This window comes from Xanthobacter pseudotagetidis (assembly GCF_043194795.2).
GTDB classification, from domain to species: domain Bacteria; phylum Pseudomonadota; class Alphaproteobacteria; order Rhizobiales; family Xanthobacteraceae; genus Xanthobacter; species Xanthobacter tagetidis_A.
In genome coordinates this window covers 3,497,167-3,512,834 of sequence record NZ_CM195534.1, presented here as the reverse complement: position 1 = coordinate 3,512,834, position 15,668 = coordinate 3,497,167, and the positions used below count along the sequence as shown (strand labels likewise).

Sequence of the window (15,668 nt, the reverse complement as noted above, 5' to 3'; positions counted from 1 at the left end):
GGCGGCGATATGGCTCTTGAGCGCAAAGGCCGGCCCGCGGGCGCGGGGCGCGGCCATGGGATGACGGCGCGGTCGTCGGCCCGCGCCACCGCCGGAGGCATGACATGATCGATTTCGCCGAGCTTCGACGCGGCATGGTGGACGGCCAGGTGCGGACCAACGACGTGACCGACCACCGCATCATCGCCGCCATGCTGGAGATTCCGCGCGAGCGTTTCGTGCCGGCGAACCTGAAGTCGCTGGCCTACATCGACGACGACCTCCAGATCCGCGCCGCCGGCGCCGGCGCCGGCGCGGCGCCCCGCTTCCTGGTCGAGCCGATGATTCTCGCCCGCCTCGTCCAGCTCGCCGACATCGAGGCCGGCGAGCACGTGCTCGATGTGGGCGCCGGCACGGGCTATTCCTCGGCGCTGCTCTCGCGCCTCGCCCAGCAGGTGGTGGCGCTGGAGGAGGACGCGGACCTCGCCGCCGCCGCCACCTCCAACCTCGCCGACCTCGGGGTGGACAACGTGGCGGTGATGCAGGGCCCGCTCGCCGCCGGCTGGGCGCCCGAGGCGCCCTATGACTGCATCCTCCTGAACGGTGCGGTGGACGAGGTCCCCGCCGCGCTGTTCGCGCAGCTGAAGGAGGGGGGACGACTCATCTGCGTCGTGGGCGGGGGCGGTGCGGGCCGCGCCTGCGTCTTCACCAAGGTCGCCGGCCAGCCGAGCGAGCGCATCGCCTTCAACGCCGCCGTGCCCCCGCTGCCGGGCTTCGAGGCCGCGCCGCGCTTCGTTTTCTGACCCCCCTGTGGCGCGATTGCCGCGGTGCTGCGAAAAGCGCCGCACCATCGAACCGGTTGGTTCCGTCAGCGGCATCGTGCGGATATCTTTCCAGAAAGTTACCGCACGGCACAGTCCTCGACGGGGGCTGGAGCATGCCGTGTCGGACCAGGAGAACTCGATGTCGTTTGCGACGAGCATGCGCCGACCGGCCCTGGCCTCCGCCGCGGCCCTCATGGCGCTGGCCGCGTTCGCCATTCCCGCACGGGAAGCCGGGGCGCAGACGCTCGATCAGGCGCTTGCCCAGGCCTATGTGAACAATCCGACCCTCAACTCGCAGCGCGCCGGGACGCGCGCGGTGGATGAGAGCGTGCCCCAGGCGCTGTCGGGCTACCGTCCCACCCTGTTCGCCACGGCGTCCGCCGGCGTGGAATCCGCCAGGTCCAAGGCGTCCGGCGTGAGCACCAGCGGCACCCTGTGGCCGCGCCAGTTCGCGCTGACCGCCACTCAGACCATCTTCAACGGCCTGATCACCGCGAACACGACTCAGAGCGCCGAATCGCAGGTGCGTGGATCGCGGGAGACGCTGCGCAACACCGAGCAGTCGGTGTTGCTGAGCGGCGCCACCGCCTACATGAACGTGATCCAGGCGATCGCGCTGCTCGATCTGCAGAATCAGAACCTCGCCGCCCTCCAGCAGGAGCTGCGCGCCACGCGCGACCGCTTCAATGTGGGCGAGGTGACCCGCACCGACGTCGCCCAGGCCGAGGCGCGCGTCGCCGACGCGCAGTATGGCGTCAGCCAGGCGGTCGCCAACCTCTCGTCCGCCAAGGCGGTCTACCGGCAGGTGATCGGCGTCGAGCCGGGGCGCCTCATGTCGCCGGGCTCGGTGATCGAGGCCATGCTGCCGCGCAATCTCGGCCAGGTGGTCACCGCCGGCCTGGACCACCATCCGGCGGTCAAGGCGTCGCAGTTCGCCGTCGACGCGGCCATGTTCCAGGTGAAGGTGGCGGAGGGCGCGCTCGCGCCCAACCTCAACCTCCAGGGCCAGCTGTTCCAGGCCTACGACACCTCCAATGCGGTGGACAGCGCGCGGGGTGCCGAGGTGACCTTGAACCTCTCGGTGCCGATCTACCAGGGCGGCGTTGAATACGCGAACATCCGCCAGGCCAAGGAGCTGCTGACCCAGGCTCGGATCGAGGTGGACGTGAACCGCGACACCATCCGCGCCCAGGCGGTGCAGTATTGGGGCGCGCTCGAGGCGTCGAAGGCGCAGATCGAGGCGGCCCAGTCGGCGGTTGCGGCCAACACCCTTGCCCTCGAAGGCGTGCGCGAGGAGTGGCGCGTGGGCCAGCGCACGACGACCGACGTGCTGAACGCCCAGCGCGACCTCACCAACAGCCGCTCGGCCCTGGTGACGGCCCAGCGCGATCGCGTGGTGGCGGCCTATTCGCTGGTGTCGATCATCGGCAAGCTCGATGCGATCTCGCTGCGCCTGAAGGTGAACGTCTACAATCCCACCGTTCACTACAATCAGGTGCGCGACAGCTGGGCTGGTGTTCGTACCCCCGACGGCAAATAAACCCGGATACAAATAAAGCCGGATAAAGGACGCCCGCGCGGGTTGCGACAAGTATTTCGGATGCCATAATTCCCGAAGTTACAGGTGATTCTGGCGTCCGGTCGCGTTTGCCAGCGCGAGGGTCGAGTGACGTCTCCGGCCGAGGTGTCGAGACATGTCTGCAAGCCCCAAGCTCCAAGAACCTTCCATGGACGAGATCCTCGCCTCCATCCGCCGCATCATCGCCGACGACGAGCTGACCTCGTCGCAGCGCCGCGGCGCCGCCGAGGCTGCCCTTTCCCCCCGCCGCTACGACGAGGAGCCGCCGCAGCGCGGCGCGGACGTGCGGCGCTGGGAGCCGCGCGCCGAGCGCCGTCCCGCCCCCGCGCGCCAGGAGATGCGCGGCGGCGAGGGCCGCGGGCACGAGGTGCGTGGCCAAGAAATGCGCGGCCAGGAAATGCGCGGCCAGGAAATGCGCAGCTCCGAGGGGCGCGGGCCGGATCCGCGTGGCCAGGAGCAGCCGCTGGCGGATTTCGACGGGCTCGACGCGCTTCAGGAACTCGATGCCCATCTCGCCGACTTGCGCGCCTCCGAGGAGCGCGCCGCCGAGCGCCGGGCCGAAGGGCGCGCGCCCCGTCCCGCGCCGCGCGGCGACGGCGGGGAGCCCCGCCGCTACCCGTCCGATCCCACCCCCGGCTTCGACGATCGCCGCGAGGCGCGCGGCGTCGCGCGCGATGCCGACGCCGAGCGCGCGGCGCGCCGGACCGAGCGCCGGGAGATGCGCGAGAACCTTGCGCGCCCGTCCGCGGCGGAGCCTGCGCCGCAGCGGCCTTCCCTCGCCGCCGCCCGCGCCGCGGGGGAGAGCGAGGCGCCGCTTCCTCTTGGGCGCCGCAAGGACCTGCTCTCGCCCGCCGCCGATGCCGCCATCGCCTCGTCCCTGAATGCGCTCGGCGATCTCGTCCTGCCGCAGCGGGACCGCACGGTGGAGGATCTCGTGAAGGAGATCCTGCGGCCGATGCTGAAGGAATGGCTGGACGAGAACCTGCCTCACCTCGTCGAGCAGCTGGTGCGCGCCGAGATCGAGCGGGTGGTGCGCTCCGGCCGCTGAACGTGCAGCCTGCCATCCGTGTCGAGGATTATCCGCCCGCTGTCATGGCCGCGTGCCGTAAGGGCTGTCCGCCCGCGTCCTATCCTGCCTCCTGCCGATCTCACACCGGGCGTATCGCCCGGTCGCCGACGCGACCTCCGCCGCTCCCCCCTCTCCCCTGAGGGAGAGGGGACATCACGAAGCAGCACCGGCTCCTGCCGGGAGGGCGCAGCCTCGCACGCCCTCGGGGAGAGGGGCTTGAACCAGCGGTCTTCCTGAAGATCTGGGATGCCCAAACGCCGTCGCCACGGCGCAAGGGCGCGGCGACAGAGCGGCCGGCGACAGACCGGCTCAGCGGCGCTGGCGGGAGAGCCAGTTCTCGAGATAGGTCAGGGCCTGGGCACGCTCGTCGGCGGTGGCCTCGGCGAAGGCCTCCTCGTGCAGGTCCACCACCCACTTGTCCTCGGGGCGGGCCGCCGCCTCGCGGGCGATGGTGAGCCACATGAGGCCGCGCGCGCTTTGGCGCGGCACGCCGTCGTCGCCCTTGAAGAGCAGCTCGCCGAGCAGCGCCTGCGCCTTGTACTGCCCCTTCTGCGAGGCGAGGCTCAGCCAGCGGCCGGCATTGCGCGCGTCGCGCTGCATGCCGACGCCGTCGAGATACATCTTGCCGAGCAGGAACTGGGCGTCGGCGTCGCCGAAATAGGAGGCGGCGTAGGAGAACATGTCCTTGGCGCGCGAGGGATCGCGCTTCACGCCCGCCGTGGGGATGCCGATCAGATAATAGGAGCCGAGGGCCACGAAGGCATTGGCGACGAAGCGGGACTGCGCGGTGCCGGGATAGTCCTCGGCATGGGTGTTGGCGATCTTGCTGTAATACTCGAACGCCTTGGCGTCGTCGCGCTTCACACCGTCGCCGTCCGCATACATGCGGGCGAGCTTCCACTGGGCCATGGGATGGCCCTGGGCGGCGGCATAGCCGAGCGCGTCGAGCCCCTTGGCCGTCTGGCCCGAAGCGAGCGCGCGGGCGCCGGAGCGGAACGCCTCGTCCACCGGGCGCATGGGCGGCGCGAGCGGCACGTCGGCCGGCGGGGTGAGCGGGCGGGTGGCGACCGGCGCCGAGGGATTGGCGTCCGGCTGGCCGTCGAAGGCCGCCACCGGCGCCTGCGCCAGGAACGCCACGGCGCACGCCGCCACGCCAACGCGAAACGTGCGTGCGACGGAGCGGGGCATCCGCTTGCGCTCTGAAGACCTGTCGACCGACATCATGGGCAAATCCTGCCCCGGCCGGTTGGCAATATCGGGGCCGCGGAAAGGCCGCGTTGCGGCTGCCCCACGGCGGAACCCGCTCAGATCGGCCCCCAAACCGGGCCTTGTCGCCTTGATGATCACGCCGCCCATACGGACCCACCTTGAGCGCCTCGGCCGGAAATACCTTCCGGGCTACACACACCGCCGCGCGTTGCAGATTGGTTTCACGGCGTTTTGTGGCGGCTTCGCGGCGCATGGGCCGGCGGCCCCGGCGCGCGCCGCGAATGCGCCCGTCTGTGTCTTTGCCGTCACACACTTGTGACGCCAGAGCAGGCGTTATCCGCAGCGGCCTCGGCCCCCGTCAGGAGGCCGAAAGCTGGGCGATCGCCGCGCGCACCTTCTCCTTGCGGCTGAGATACTCCTCGCGCTTCTCGCGCTCCGCCTCCACCACTTCTTCGGGAGCGCGGGCGACGAAGCTGGCATTGGCGAGCTTGCCGTCGATGCGGGCCACCTCCTGGTCGAGCCGGCCCTCCTCCTTGCGCAGGCGCGCGAGCTCGGCGGCAAGGTCGACGACGCCGGCCAGCGGCAGCGCCACCACCTCGCCGCGCACCACCATCTGCACCGATTCCGCCGGCACCTTGTCCGCCAGCGCGACGTCGGAGAGGCGGGCGAGACGGCGGATGGACTCGCCCCATTCGGCGGCGCGGATCTCGGTCGAGGCGCTGGGGCTCACCAGGACCAGCGGGATCTGGGCGCCGGCCGGCACGTTCATCTCCGCGCGCACGGAGCGGATCTCGGTGACGAGGTCCACCACCCAGCCGACCTCCGCCTCCGCGTCTGGCGCATCGAGACCCGTGAGGTCCGGCCACGGCGCGAGCGCCAGCAAGCCCTCGCGGGCCGGGCCGGCCTTGCCGGTCTCGGCCCACAATTCCTCGGTGAGGAACGGCATGAACGGGTGCAGCAGCGCCATGGCCACATCGAGCACATAGGCGGTGGCGGCGCGCGTCTCCTCCTTGGCGGCGCTGTCGGCGCCGGAGAGCACGGGCTTCGCCAGCTCCAGGTGCCAGTCGCACACCACGTTCCAGATGAAGCGGTAGACCGCGCCGGCCGCCTCGTTGAAGCGATAGGCGAGGATGGCGTCCGACACCTCGCGCGAAGCCCGCGCCGCCTCGCCGATGATCCAGCGGTTCAGCGTGCCTTCCACCTTGGCGGGGTCGAAGCCCGCCTTCCGCACGCAGCCGTTCATCTCGGCGAAGCGCACCGCGTTCCAGAGCTTGGTCGCGAAGTTGCGGTAGCCCTCGACGCGGGAGGTGGCGAGCTTGATGTCGCGGCCCTGGGCCGCCATGGCGGCGAGCGTGAAGCGCAGCGCGTCGGCGCCGTACTCGTCCACGAGGTCGAGCGGGTCGATGACATTGCCCTTGGACTTCGACATCTTCGCGCCCTTCTCGTCCCGGACGAGGGCATGGATGTAGACGTCCTTGAACGGCACCTCGCCGTCCATGAAATGCAGGCCCATCATCATCATGCGGGCGACCCAGAAGAAGATGATGTCGAAGCCCGTCACCAGGACCGACGTAGGGTAGAACTTCCTCAATTCGGCGGTGTCGTCCGGCCATCCCATGGTGGAGAAGGGCCACAAGGCGGAGGAGAACCAGGTGTCGAGCACGTCCTCGTCGCGGGTCAGGAACTGGGCGCGCTTGTCCGCGTCCTCAATCAACGCCTCCGCCTCCTCGGGCGAGAGCGTCTCGTTGCCCACATTGTGCGCGATCGCCTGCTCGAAGGCCTCGTCCTCGTCCTCGGCCACGAACACGTTGCCGAACGGGTCGTACCAGGCAGGAATCTGGTGGCCCCACCAGAGCTGGCGCGAAATGCACCAGGGCTGGATGTTCTCCAGCCACTCGAAATAGGTCTTCTCCCAGTTCTTCGGCACGAACTTCGTGCGCCCGTCCCGGACCGCCGCGAGCGCCGGCTGGGCGAGCGTCTTGGCGTCCACGTACCACTGGTCGGTGAGCCAGGGCTCGATGACGACGCCCGAACGGTCGCCGTGCGGCACCATGTGGGGGTGCGGCTCGATCTTCTCGACGAGGTCGAGGCCCGTCAGCAGATCGACGATGTGCTTCCTCGCGGCGAAGCGGTCCATGCCCTTCAAGTGCGAGAGCACACCGGCGGCGTCCGGAGCGTCCACATAGGCCTCGGGGCGCTCGGCATAGTCGTCCAGGATGCCCTGCACGTCGATGCGCGCCTCGGCGTCGAGCACATTGATCATCGGCAGGTCGTGCCGCTGGCCCACCTCGAAGTCGTTGAAGTCGTGCGCCGGGGTGATCTTCACCGCGCCCGAGCCCTTCTCGGGGTCGGAATAGTCGTCGCGCACGATCGGGATGCGGCGTCCGGTGAGCGGCAGGACCACGTTCTTGCCGACCAGGCCGTCATAGCGCTCGTCGTTGGTGTGCACCGCCACGGCGGTGTCGCCGAGCATGGTCTCGGGCCGGGTGGTGGCCACCACCACGAAGGTGTCCTTCTCGCCCTCCACCGGATAGCGCAGGTACCAGAGGTGGCCCTTGGTCTCCACCTGCTGGACCTCGAGGTCCGAGATGGCGGTGACAAGCTTGGGGTCCCAGTTGACCAGGCGCTTGTCCTTGTAGATCAGCCCCTCGCGGTAGAGCTGGACGAACACCTTGAGCACCGCGCGCGAGAGCCCCTCGTCCATGGTGAAGCGCTCGCGCGACCAGTCGCACGACGCTCCGAGGCGCTTGAGCTGGCCGACGATGGTGCCGCCGGATTCCGCCTTCCAGGCCCACACCTTCCCGATGAAGGCGGCGCGGCCCATGTCGCGCCGGCCGGGCAGCTGCTGCGCCATGAGCTGGCGCTCCACCACCATCTGCGTGGCGATGCCCGCATGGTCGGTGCCCGGCTGCCAGAGCACGTCCTTGCCGCGCATGCGCTCGAAGCGGGCCAGCACGTCCTGGAGCGTGTTGTTGAGCGCGTGGCCCATATGGAGCGAGCCGGTGACGTTGGGCGGCGGGATGACGATGGAGAAGCCTTCGGCGTCCTTGCGGTCCGGCCGGCCGCAGCGGAATGCGCCCTCGTCCTCCCAGGCCTTGGCGATGCGCGCCTCCACGGAGGCGGGATCGAAGATCTTCTCGAGCATGGACGGGGCTCCGGAACCTGGTACGGCGGCCGGGCGGCCGCAGGAGCGGCGCGCGGACACGATTGAAATCTCAGGCGGCGTTAAAGCCGCATGGCGGGGCCGGCGTCAACCGCGCGCGGCGGCGCCCGCGGCGGTCCGGCCAGGCGATCGGCGTCGCGGCATCCCGCAGAGTCCCGCCGCGCCATGGACGATGGCAGGCCCGGATGCTCTATTGAACCGGTCCCGCGGCCGGGATGCGCCGTTGGCAGGCGCGTGGACGGGCGGTATGAACGAGGCGTGGGGCGACTTTTTCTCGGCGATGGTGGCCAGCGCCTCGGCGCTGCTCGGCCTGCTGTTCGTTGGGCTGTCGCTCAACCTGGAGCGCATCCTGGCCGGGCGCGGCCTCGCCAGCCGGGCGCTGCTGGCGCTGGTGCTCCTCCTGGTGGCGACCGCGCTGTCTCTGGTGTTCCTGATGCCGGCGCTGGGGCTGCTGATACACGGGCTCGTGGTGGCGGCCGCGGCGACGCCGCTCTTCATCGGCGGCAGCTGGATCTGTATCACCGATGCTGCGAGCGAACAGCGGCCGCGGCTGGTCGTCACCCTCAATCTGGTGCTGTTCGAGCTGGCGGTGCTGCCCTATCTCGCCGGCGGCGTGCTGCTGATCCGCGGCGATGCAGCAGGCATCTACTGGATCGCGGCCGCCATGGTGCTCTCCATCGTCAAGGCGGCAGCCGAGGCCTGGGTGCTCCTGGTGGAGACCAAGCGCTAGAGCTGATCGGCGCGGCGTACGAGGACCGGGTGATTATTGCGACACCGAGTATTGGCGCCTGCTTATCACCCGGCGCCGCCCCCCTCACCCCCACCCTCTCCCCGTCGGGGAGAGGGAGCACGGAGGGGAGTGGGGGCGTCGATCGGAAACGGATGTTCCGCGGCGCCGCCTTAGGCGCTCACCAGTGCGAGGGCGGGCCGGCGACGCCCAGGCCCTGGCGCGTGGCCTCGAAGTCCAGCACCGTGTCCGGGGCGACGTTGGCGACGTTCACGTCCGACCCGAAGCGCCTCACCAGAAGCTTCTTCAGCGCCTCGATGTCGCAGGTCCGCACGTCCTTGATCCAGGGGCCGGGCAGCTCGATCATGAGCCGGTCCGCGGCGATGCCGGCATTGAGCGCCGCCAGCATGGCCTCGTCGGCAACGCCGTTCTCCACCAGCTCGGCCGCCTCCACCAGCACCAGGTCGGCGCCGGCGGCGAGGCAGACGGCGGACTGCGAGATCATCTCCTCGGCCGTCGTCCGCCGGTCCTTGGCGCCGACCTCGGCGAACACCGAGAGGCCGGCCGCGCGCGCCGCCGCGATCTGGCCCGCGCGCTCGTCCTCCGTGAGGGGCACCACGTTGTCGGAGATCTCGATGGTGGCGAAGCCGATCCGCAGCGCCTCCTCGTAGAAGCGCGGCAGCGCGGCGGCGCCGAGCGTCGCGAAGACGTATTCGTGGAACTGGCCGCCGATGAAGGGGCGGATGTCCGCCGCGCGGTAGAGCGCCAGCTTCTCCTTGAGGTAGCCCTCGCTATAGAGCCGGGCGGTGCCGGTCTTGATCTTCACGAGGTCCACATAGGCCCCGGCCGCGCCCACCACGTCCGCGGCGGCGTTCAGCCCGAGGCCCTGGTCGATCATCATGGTGAGGCCGGTGCGGCGCGGCTTCTCAAGGCTGCGGCCGGCGGCGGCCGGCACGAAGGCGAAGGGGTGCGCCATCACGCCCCCTCCGGGATGAGATAGATCGGGCTCGACCAGGCGCGGTGCCCGTCCTCCAGGGTCACGGCCACCAGCAGCCGCCGCTCGGCCGCGCCCACCTCGATCTCGCGCGTGACATCGAGGCTGAAGGCGGTGCCCTCGTCGGCGAGCCGCCAGGCGGAGAGCTTGCGCGCGAGCTTGCCGCAGTCGATCTCCATCGGCTCCGGGCCGATGTCCGAGATGGCGCACTGGAGGCGGCCGACGGGGGTCTCCACCGCGATCTCGCCGGCCTCGGCATCGGCGAGGGTCAATTCCACGCCGGCGAAGTTGCCGGTGGTCACCGACTTCCAGGAGACCGTGTCCGCGTCCAGCTTCGCGGGCTTGTCCGGGTTGAAGAAGTTGATCTCCTTCATGGCGAGGATGCGGTTGCCCGTGACCGTCAGGCCGCCGTCCCAGACCACCTGGCGGAAGCGGCCGCGATACTCCGCCCCCGACCAGGCGACAACGATGCGCCGGCCCTTCGGCGCCGCGGCGGCGGGGCGGATGGTCTCGATCACCGTGGTGCCGTCGCGCAGCTCCAAGGCGGCGATGGGGCTCTGGGCCGTCACCGAGACCGAGAGCGCGGCCTTGCCCGCGGGCATCCGCACGATGTCGCCCATGATCGCCTGTGCCGCCGGCCGGCCGGCGGCACCGGGCAAAGACGGGTCGTCGCGGAAGACCTTGGCGCCATCCGGCAGCGCCGCCTTCACGGTCATATCCAGCCGGCATCCGGTGGTGCCGTAATGGTGGCGGGCGCGCATGGCGTCGAACAGGCTCGCCCGGTCGAAGCGCTCGGTGAGGAAGCAGGTGAGCCCGCCCAGCGCGCCGAACATGGAGGCGCCGGGCGGCTCGGCGCCGGGCCGGCCCTTGTGGCCGTCGGAATTGCACACCACGCCCACGCGGTAGCCGAGGCCGAAGGCGTCCGCCAGCAGCCACTCGAAGGTGCCCCAGCTGGAATGCACCTCCACCGCCCGCTCCAGGTCGGTGTCGTGGGCGAAGGTGATGTCGGCATAGCGCCCGCCGCAATGGGCCCAGCAGATCACGTCGTCGCCGGACGTGGCGAGCGCCGCGAACAGCTCGCGCGCGTCGACGCAGTCGGTGGCCTCGTCCGAGCGGTCGGGCACGAGGGCGTGGGAGGAGCGGCGGATGGTGCCGGTCTCGGTGCCGAAGAACACGTTGCGGTCGCCGCCGAGGCCGGTGTTTCCGGACCATTCGTAGCCCGGCACGGTGATGAAGCGGCCCGGCGCGTTGAAGTCCGCCATCAGGCCGTTGAGCTCGGCCCAGAACTCGCCGGTGATCTGGAAGTCGTTGCCCTGGTGGCCGACCGCGTCGATGAAGGCGATGTCGCGGGCAAAGCGCATGTAGTCGTGGGCGGACGAGGAGCCGATGGTCTCCCCGCTCTGGGCATGGAGGTCGCCCCAGATGCGCATCAGGCCGTCGGACGGCGCGATGACCAGCGGATTGGAGGCGGCGAGCAGCGCGCCTGTCCCGTCGCATACGTCGATGCGGACGATCCCTTCGCCCTCGGCCTTCAGGGCGTCGATGCGCAGCGAGGAGGCGCCCGCCGGGAAGGTGGCGGTCCGCGGCAGGCCGGCGAGCGGGCCGCTCGCCGCAAGCCGCACGGTGCGCCCGCCCACATCGGCGGGGTTTCCCCACCGGTCCTCGGCGCGGATGCCGAGCCATGCCTCCTCGCCCGGCGCGCGGCGGGTAGGCATCACCGCCGTGAAGGAGGTCGCCGGCCCGGCGACGATGGCGAAGGTGGGCTGGTTCGGGACCCGCACGTAATGCCCGCAGGCGATGGGGTCCACCAGCACCTGGAACTCGTGGAACGGGTCGGCGAAGGTCTGGAGCCGGTGCCCCGGCGAGCCGCCGCGCGGGTCGCCGAAGCGCACGGTGATGGTCTCGCCTTCCTTCAGGTAGCCCTTCACCACGCGGATCACGAGCGTGCGGTCGAAGGGGCGCACGTTCAGCTTGTAGTCGAAGCGCGCGTCGAGCACGGCGCCGTTCGAGGCTTCGACGCTGACGAAGTTCGCCGCCTTCGGGTCGTCGAACTGCGGCTGGCCCTGGTCGGTGGCGAAGCGGAAGCATACCCTGACCGTGCCGGTGTCGTCGATGCCGTAGCGCCCCGCCGTATAGGTGAGCGTGATGTGCTGCATCGAGCCCGCCGCGAACGGTCCGCGCGGGGCGATGTCCACGGTGCCGGCCAGCTCCGGGGCGATGGAGGGCGGCTGCGGCACCCAGTTCGGGCGCGCCCGCACCGGGCCGGAAGAAGGAAGAGGAGGAACGGCGTTCATCGCTGCATGCCCCACTTTCTGAGGGTGTGGGTTTCCAGGGTCCGGAACACGAGGCTCTCGATGGCGAGGCCGATGAGGATCACGGTGAGCAGGCCGGCGAAGACGTAGGGCGTCTCCAGCGCGACGCGGTTCTCGAAGATGAACCAGCCGAGCCCGCCCGAGCGCGAGGAGGCGCCGAACACCAGCTCCGCCGCGATCAGCGTGCGCCAGGCGAAGGCCCAGCCGATCTTCAGCCCCGAGACGATGGCGGGCAGCGCCGCCGGCACGAGGATGCCGAAGATGTAGCGCAGGCCCTTCAGGCCGAAGGTCTGGCCGGCCATGCGCATGGTCTCGCTCACCGACTGGAAGCCGGAATGGGTGTTGAGCGCCACCGCCCACAGCACCGAATGGACGATCACGAACACGATCGAGCCCATGCCGAGGCCGAACCACAGCAGCGCCAGCGGCAGCAGCGCGATGGCGGGCAGCGGGTTGAACATGGCGGTCAGCGTCGAGAGCAGGTCGTTGCCCACCTGCGTGGTGGCGGAGACGGAGACCAGCGCCGCCGCCAGCGCCACGCCGATGGCGTAGCCGATGAGCAGCACCTCCAGCGAGAACAGCGTGCGCTCCAGGAGCGTGCCGTGGACGAAGGCGTCCCACAGGGCGACCAGGGTCACCGAGAGCTTGGGCAGCATCAGCTCGTTGTCGAGCACGCTGGCATAGATCTGCCAGGCGAGGCCCAGCACCACCAGGATCACCACCCTGCGGAACAGCGCGTTCTGCACCAGCTTCTCGCGCCAGGTGAGCTTCCTGGCGATGTCGCCGATGGCCGCGGCGGCCTCCACCTGGCGCTCATAGTCCGGGCGCGGCGGCGGATCGCCGGCGGGAAGGGAGACGGGCGCTGCGGTCATCAGTGGGCCTCCGCCGTGTGGCCGGGCCGTCCGGCGAACAGCATGTCCTCGATGCGGGCCTGGAGCTCGGCGAAGCGCGGCGTCGCCACGCTGTCGAAGCCGAGGCCGGTGGCGTCGAGCTCGGCGCGCACCTGCCCGGGATGGGGCGAGAGCACGAGGATGCGCGTGCCGACGATCAGCGCCTCCTCGATGGAATGGGTGACGAACAGGATGGTGAAGCGCGTGTCCTCCCACAGGCGCAGCAGCTCCGCCTGCATGGTGCGCCGGGTGAGGGCGTCGAGCGCGGCGAACGGCTCATCCATGAGCAGCACCTCGGGCTCCATGGCCATGGCGCGGGCGATGGCGACGCGCTGCTTCATGCCGCCCGAGAGCGTGTGCGGATGGGCGTCGGCGAAGCGCGAGAGGCCGATCTTGTCGAGATAGCCGCGCACGCGCTGCTCGATCTCCGCCTTCGGGAAGCGGGAGTTGACGCGCATGGGATAGGCGACGTTCTCGAACACGCTCTTCCAGGGCAGGAGCTGGTCGAACTCCTGGAACACCATCATGCGGTCCGGTCCCGGCCCCCTGATGTCGCGGCCGTTGAGGCGGATGCGTCCTTCCACCGGCGGCAGGAAGCCCGCCACCGACTTCAGCAGCGAGGACTTGCCGCAGCCGGACGGCCCGAGCAGCACGAAGCGGTCGCCGGGATAGACCTTGAACGACACCCGCCAGGTGGCGGTCACCATGCGCTCGCGGGTGGTGTACTGGAGCGAGACGTCGTCGGCGGTGAGCACGGGAACCGAGGGATCCCGGCCGGCGGCCGTTGCAGCGAGGGGCGAGGTGGCCGTCATGGAGCCTCCCTTCAGGCGTTCGCGCCGGCGGCGACGATGAGCGTCGGCCGGTCCACGGCGGTGGGCAGGGTTGCCGACGGCGCGTCGCCGATGGCGCCGTCGATGGCGAAGGGCGCATCGAGCGGCACCATGCGGGCGGGGCCGTCAGCGGCGCCGAGCGAAAGCGCGGCGCCGGGCTTCGGCAGCAGGATGACGGCGTCGAGACCGTTGCCCTTCAGGACCAGCGTCCGGCCTTCGGGGCTGTCCGTGGCGGTGAGCGCCGGCACGGCGCCACCCTCGGGCAGGAAGGCCGCGAGCGCCTCCACGCAGAGGCCGGAGACGCGCAGGTTGCAGCGCCGGTCGACGAGGCCGTGGCGCACGAAATAGCCGCGGTCGAGGTCCATGAACGGGTCGAGGAACATGCCGATGGCCGGGTGGGCGAGGGCGCAGGCGTGGAGCTCCGCGGCGGCGGCGAGGATGGCGCCGTCGTCGGTCACGTTGGCCGCCGGATTGTTGGCGGCGACGCGCAGATGCAGGTCGAGGAGCGCGCCGGTGCGGGTGGCGAAGGCGTCGAGGTCGGCCGAGAGCGAAACGAGGTCGGTGCCGAGCCCGGCGCGGATGACGAAGCCGTCCACCGGCAGATCGAGGAGGGCTTCCACCTCCGGCAGCTGGTCCGGCCGGAAGCCGTGGGAGACGAACAGCTCGATCTTCGAGCCCACCTTCACGTCGTCGGCCGAGGTGGCGACGCGCGCCAGCAGCACCGGGCGGCCGAGCGCGGCGCGGAAGGCGGCGAGATCCTCCTTCGCGGCGGCGATGCGGTCGAACGGCAGGACGCACTCGAAGCGGTCGACGAGATCGCGGCTGGCCAGCAGCGCCTCGCGCGCCGCGCCCTTCGGCACGCCGAAGCCGGAGAGGGTGAAGCGGAAGCCGGTGGCGGCGAGGTCGCCCATGCGGGCGCGGGCATAGGGGTCGAGGAGGTCGTCGAGCGGCACCCTCAGGCGCCGGGTGCCGAGCCGCCAGAGGGCGGCGAGCGGATAGTCGTTGCGGGCGCGCTTGCGCACGAACTCGTCCATCGGCCCGTTCTGCGGCAGCGCCACGATCTCCGCCCAGGGATGGCGCATGAACACGCCGAGCGGCGAGCCGCCGGGCAGCTTCGGGTGCGCGCCCTTGAGCGCGAAGCGCGGGGCGACGGGCGTCGCGGCGTCGGCCTCGCTCAGCTCGCGCCCGTAGCTCGACACGTAGCGCACCACGTGGCCGTCCGCATGCACGTCCACCAGCGCGAAGCCGAGCTTCTCGGCATCGTCGCGTCCGTTCTCGGGCGCTGCCTCGATGCGGAACATCTCCGAGTAGTCCTGCCGCACGAAAGACGTTGCGGGCATCACATAGTATTCGGTGCCGGACAGGCGATGATAGAAGATGTTGTGCACGTGCCCGGCGAACACCGCCTCCACGCCGTGCCGCGCGAACAATGCGAGCAGGTCCGAGCGGGCCGGCTCGTCCACATTGTCGTAGGTGGAGGGCTCGTCGGGCGCGAGCACGAACAGCGGATAGTGCATGAAGACGAACACCCGCTTGCCCTCCGAGGCGGCGAGCACCTCCTCCAGCCACGCCCGCTGAGCCGCCTCCATGGGAAGGCCGGAATTCATCACCGGCGTGTTGAGGGTGATGACGCGGATGCCCTCATGGTCGAACACCCGGTAGCTCGGCCCGTAGGTCTTCTCGTGGATGGCGATCCAGCTCTCGCGCACGCCCTTGGCCGGCATGGCGGGGTTGGGCTTGTCGCCGATGTCGTGGTTGCCGGGCAGCACGTGCATGCGATTGTGGTGCTGGCGGAAGACCTTCTGGGTGAGGGCGACGGCCTCCTCGAAGGTCGGCAGCTCCGGCACCGGGTGCACCAGGTCGCCGAGATGGATGACGAACTGCGGCTCGTAGCGGGCGATCTCGCGGGCGATGAAGCGGGCGCGGCCGGTGGCGCGCTCATTCACCTTCCAGGGCGCGGACTGGTCGCCGCTCTCGGGCTTGACGTGGGTGTCGCCCACGACGGCGAACGTGAAAAGGCGTGTCTCGGGACGGGGCATCACGGACTCGGAAAGTTTCAGGTTTTGGATCGTTTTGTGCGGTGGGCGCGGCG

The 15,668-nt window shown here is 70.4% G+C and carries 11 protein-coding genes; 4 read left to right on the top strand and 7 right to left on the bottom strand.

Features of this window, described 5'->3' with window-relative positions:
- Positions 1 to 104 precede the first annotated feature (104 nt).
- The 3 genes from V5F67_RS16060 to V5F67_RS16050 all read left to right on the top strand — a co-directional run bounded on the left by V5F67_RS16060 (position 105) and on the right by V5F67_RS16050 (position 3,430).
- Complete coding sequence (locus tag V5F67_RS16060) at positions 105 to 782, top strand: protein-L-isoaspartate O-methyltransferase family protein (protein ID WP_394016800.1); 678 nt, start codon at positions 105 to 107, stop codon at positions 780 to 782.
- Positions 783 to 942: 160 nt separating this feature from the next.
- Positions 943 to 2,343, top strand: a complete 1,401-nt coding sequence (locus V5F67_RS16055) for a TolC family outer membrane protein (protein ID WP_394016801.1) — start codon at positions 943 to 945, stop codon at positions 2,341 to 2,343.
- A 187-nt stretch (positions 2,344 to 2,530) separates the two neighbouring features.
- Positions 2,531 to 3,430, top strand: a complete 900-nt coding sequence (locus V5F67_RS16050) for a PopZ family protein (protein ID WP_394016802.1) — start codon at positions 2,531 to 2,533, stop codon at positions 3,428 to 3,430.
- Positions 3,431 to 3,760: 330 nt separating this feature from the next.
- Here V5F67_RS16050 and V5F67_RS16045 read toward each other — a convergent pair whose 3' ends face one another.
- Both V5F67_RS16045 and V5F67_RS16040 read right to left on the bottom strand, forming a co-directional pair.
- Positions 3,761 to 4,639: a tetratricopeptide repeat protein gene (locus V5F67_RS16045; RefSeq protein ID WP_394016803.1), complete on the bottom strand. Its 879-nt coding sequence runs from the start codon at positions 4,637 to 4,639 to the stop codon at positions 3,761 to 3,763.
- Positions 4,640 to 5,018: 379 nt separating this feature from the next.
- The gene (locus V5F67_RS16040) at positions 5,019 to 7,805 is read right to left on the bottom strand and encodes a valine--tRNA ligase (RefSeq protein WP_394016804.1); all 2,787 of its coding nucleotides are present in this window, start codon (positions 7,803 to 7,805) and stop codon (positions 5,019 to 5,021) included.
- Between the two features lie 265 nt (positions 7,806 to 8,070).
- Between V5F67_RS16040 and V5F67_RS16035 the strand changes: the two genes are divergently transcribed.
- Positions 8,071 to 8,553: a hypothetical protein gene (locus tag V5F67_RS16035; RefSeq protein ID WP_394016805.1), complete on the top strand. Its 483-nt coding sequence runs from the start codon at positions 8,071 to 8,073 to the stop codon at positions 8,551 to 8,553.
- A gap of 178 nt (positions 8,554 to 8,731) precedes the next feature.
- On the opposite strand, the gene V5F67_RS16030 is transcribed toward V5F67_RS16035, so the two are convergent.
- The 5 genes from V5F67_RS16030 to V5F67_RS16010 are packed head-to-tail and all read right to left on the bottom strand — an operon-like array spanning position 8,732 to position 15,615.
- A complete protein-coding gene (locus tag V5F67_RS16030) occupies positions 8,732 to 9,526 on the bottom strand; it encodes a phosphosulfolactate synthase (protein ID WP_394016806.1) in 795 nt (264 codons plus the stop codon).
- Positions 9,526 to 11,838 carry a CehA/McbA family metallohydrolase domain-containing protein gene (locus tag V5F67_RS16025; RefSeq protein WP_394016807.1) on the bottom strand — a complete coding sequence of 771 codons (2,313 nt, stop codon included), beginning with the start codon at positions 11,836 to 11,838 and terminating at the stop codon, positions 9,526 to 9,528. Before V5F67_RS16025 ends, V5F67_RS16030 begins: the two co-directional genes overlap by 1 nt.
- Positions 11,835 to 12,728, bottom strand: a complete 894-nt coding sequence (locus tag V5F67_RS16020; RefSeq protein ID WP_394016808.1) for an ABC transporter permease — start codon at positions 12,726 to 12,728, stop codon at positions 11,835 to 11,837. The genes V5F67_RS16025 and V5F67_RS16020 overlap by 4 nt, the downstream gene beginning before the upstream one ends.
- On the bottom strand, positions 12,728 to 13,558 hold the full coding sequence (locus V5F67_RS16015) for an ABC transporter ATP-binding protein (protein WP_394016809.1): 831 nt from the start codon (positions 13,556 to 13,558) through the stop codon (positions 12,728 to 12,730). The genes V5F67_RS16020 and V5F67_RS16015 overlap by 1 nt, the downstream gene beginning before the upstream one ends.
- A gap of 11 nt (positions 13,559 to 13,569) precedes the next feature.
- Positions 13,570 to 15,615: a metallophosphoesterase family protein gene (locus tag V5F67_RS16010; RefSeq protein ID WP_394016810.1), complete on the bottom strand. Its 2,046-nt coding sequence runs from the start codon at positions 15,613 to 15,615 to the stop codon at positions 13,570 to 13,572.
- Positions 15,616 to 15,668: the final 53 nt, after the last annotated feature.

Excerpts from the sequence above, each read along its gene's own strand:
- V5F67_RS16015 (WP_394016809.1), bottom strand. The coding sequence starts at position 13,558 with ATGACGGCCACCTCGCCCCTCGCTGCAACGGCCGCCGGCCGGGATCCC.
- V5F67_RS16025 (WP_394016807.1), bottom strand. The coding sequence starts at position 11,838 with ATGAACGCCGTTCCTCCTCTTCCTTCTTCCGGCCCGGTGCGGGCGCGC.
- V5F67_RS16055 (WP_394016801.1), top strand. The coding sequence starts at position 943 with ATGTCGTTTGCGACGAGCATGCGCCGACCGGCCCTGGCCTCCGCCGCG.
- V5F67_RS16040 (WP_394016804.1), bottom strand. The coding sequence starts at position 7,805 with ATGCTCGAGAAGATCTTCGATCCCGCCTCCGTGGAGGCGCGCATCGCC.
- V5F67_RS16030 (WP_394016806.1), bottom strand. The coding sequence starts at position 9,526 with ATGGCGCACCCCTTCGCCTTCGTGCCGGCCGCCGCCGGCCGCAGCCTT.
- V5F67_RS16060 (WP_394016800.1), top strand. The coding sequence starts at position 105 with ATGATCGATTTCGCCGAGCTTCGACGCGGCATGGTGGACGGCCAGGTG.
- V5F67_RS16050 (WP_394016802.1), top strand. The coding sequence starts at position 2,531 with ATGGACGAGATCCTCGCCTCCATCCGCCGCATCATCGCCGACGACGAG.
- V5F67_RS16035 (WP_394016805.1), top strand. The coding sequence starts at position 8,071 with ATGAACGAGGCGTGGGGCGACTTTTTCTCGGCGATGGTGGCCAGCGCC.
- V5F67_RS16020 (WP_394016808.1), bottom strand. The coding sequence starts at position 12,728 with ATGACCGCAGCGCCCGTCTCCCTTCCCGCCGGCGATCCGCCGCCGCGC.
- V5F67_RS16010 (WP_394016810.1), bottom strand. The coding sequence starts at position 15,615 with ATGCCCCGTCCCGAGACACGCCTTTTCACGTTCGCCGTCGTGGGCGAC.
- V5F67_RS16045 (WP_394016803.1), bottom strand. The coding sequence starts at position 4,639 with ATGCCCCGCTCCGTCGCACGCACGTTTCGCGTTGGCGTGGCGGCGTGC.